This is a genomic window from Stenotrophomonas sp. 109824_Sma, from assembly GCF_056480025.1.
This window is the reverse complement of sequence record NZ_CM151078.1, coordinates 4,727,501-4,730,000: the sequence shown is the minus strand read 5'-3', so window position 1 is coordinate 4,730,000 and position 2,500 is coordinate 4,727,501. Positions and strand designations below refer to the sequence as shown.

Below are 2,500 nucleotides of genomic sequence, written 5' to 3'. Positions count from 1 at the left end.
GGTAGAGCACTGTTATGGCTAGGGGGTCATCGCGACTTACCAAACCATTGCAAACTCCGAATACCGAGACGGACTGTATGGGAGACACACGGCGGGTGCTAACGTCCGTCGTGAAAAGGGAAACAACCCAGACCCACAGCTAAGGTCCCAAATTCACTGCTAAGTGGAAAACCATGTGGAAAGGCACAGACAGCCAGGAGGTTGGCTTAGAAGCAGCCACCCTTTAAAGAAAGCGTAATAGCTCACTGGTCGAGTCGGTCTGCGGGGAAGATTTAACGGGGCTAAGCAGTGAACCGAAGCTTGGGGTGCATAACTTTGTTATGCGCGGTAGAGGAGCGTTCCGTAAGCCGTTGAAGGTGGATTGAGAAGTCTGCTGGAGGTATCGGAAGTGCGAATGCTGACATGAGTAACGATAATGCGGGTGAAAAACCCGCACGCCGAAAGCCCAAGGTTTCCTTGCGCAACGTTAATCGGCGCAGGGTGAGTCGGCCCCTAAGGCGAGGACGAAAGTCGTAGTCGATGGGAAGCAGGTTAATATTCCTGCACCTCGCGTAAGTGCGATGGAGGGACGGAGAAGGTTAGGTGTACCAGGCGTTGGTTGTCCTGGGGAAAGGCGGTAGGTTTGGATCTTTGGCAAATCCGGGATCCTTTAAGACCGAGCACCGAGACGAGCCTTTATGGCGAAGTCACTGATACCACGCTTCCAGGAAAAGCTCCTAAGCTTCAGCTTACGCAGACCGTACCGTAAACCGACACAGGTGGGTAGGATGAGAATTCTCAGGCGCTTGAGAGAACTCGGGTGAAGGAACTAGGCAACATGGCACCGTAACTTCGGGAGAAGGTGCACCCTTTTTGGTGGCTCGTGCGAGCTATAGCTGAAGAGGGTCGCAGTAACCAGGCCGCTGCGACTGTTTATCAAAAACACAGCACTCTGCAAACACGAAAGTGGACGTATAGGGTGTGACGCCTGCCCGGTGCTGGAAGGTTAATTGATGGGGTCAGCCGCAAGGCGAAGCTCTTGATCGAAGCCCCAGTAAACGGCGGCCGTAACTATAACGGTCCTAAGGTAGCGAAATTCCTTGTCGGGTAAGTTCCGACCTGCACGAATGGCGTAACGACAGCGGCGCTGTCTCCACCCGAGACTCAGTGAAATTGAAATCGCTGTGAAGATGCAGCGTTCCCGTGGCAAGACGGAAAGACCCCGTGAACCTTTACTATAGCTTTACACTGAACGTTGAGTTCGTCTGTGTAGGATAGGTGGGAGGCTATGAAACTGTGGCGCTAGCTGCAGCGGAGCCATCCTTGAAATACCACCCTGTCGTGCTTGACGTTCTAACCTGGGCCCATTATCTGGGTCGGGGACCGTGTATGGTGGGTAGTTTGACTGGGGCGGTCTCCTCCTAAAGAGTAACGGAGGAGCTCGAAGGTACGCTCAGCGCGGTCGGACATCGCGCACTGTGTGCAAAGGCATAAGCGTGCTTGACTGCAAGATCGACGGATCAAGCAGGTAGGAAACTAGGACTTAGTGATCCGGTGGTTCTGTATGGAAGGGCCATCGCTCAACGGATAAAAGGTACTCCGGGGATAACAGGCTGATACCGCCCAAGAGTTCATATCGACGGCGGTGTTTGGCACCTCGATGTCGGCTCATCACATCCTGGGGCTGTAGTCGGTCCCAAGGGTATGGCTGTTCGCCATTTAAAGTGGTACGCGAGCTGGGTTCAGAACGTCGTGAGACAGTTCGGTCCCTATCTGCCATGGGCGTTGGAGATTTGAGAGGGGCTGCTCCTAGTACGAGAGGACCGGAGTGGACGAACCTCTGGTGTTCCGGTTGTCACGCCAGTGGCATTGCCGGGTAGCTATGTTCGGAAGCGATAACCGCTGAAAGCATCTAAGCGGGAAGCGCGCCTCAAGATGAGATCTCCCGGGGCACAAGCCCCCTGAAGGAACCATGTAGACTACGTGGTTGATAGGTCAGGTGTGTAAGTACAGCAATGTATTGAGCTAACTGATACTAATGATCCGTGCGGCTTGACCATATAACCTCAAGTTGCCTTGGCTTTACGACAACGTCGTAAGAGCATCCAAGTGCACGCTACGTCACAAGAACTATGCGAGGCTGGCGCCTTGTCCCACCGGGACGAGTGCGACTCTCCAAAAGCCTCCCTGGTGAAATTAGCGCTGTGGAACCACCCGATCCCATCCCGAACTCGGAAGTGAAACGCAGCTGCGCCGATGGTAGTGTGGCTCAAGCCATGCGAGAGTAGGTCATCGCCAGGGTTTACACCCAAAACCCCGCTGCTCATGCAGCGGGGTTTTCCTTTTTTTGCAGGCACCTGGTTTCGACCTGGACTTGCAGCAACAACTTCACGAAGAGCTTCAAGTTCCTCAAACAAGTTGTTGACAAAGCTGAAAGGCCTGCCATAATAGGCGGCTCGCAACGACGAAAGACCTTCGGGTCCAACGACGAAGCAGCATCGGCAACAACGTCCACTCCGGT

General features: G+C 54.1%; 2 rRNA genes (1 of these 2 only partly in view). Both read left to right on the top strand.

Annotated features, from left to right (window positions below):
* A 23S ribosomal RNA gene (locus ACZK1G_RS22130) occupies nt 1-2,039 on the top strand; it begins 841 nt to the left of the window's first position.
* A 126-nt stretch (nt 2,040-2,165) separates the two neighbouring features.
* Nucleotides 2,166-2,280 (top strand): 5S ribosomal RNA (gene rrf, locus ACZK1G_RS22125).
* Nucleotides 2,281-2,500: the final 220 nt, after the last annotated feature.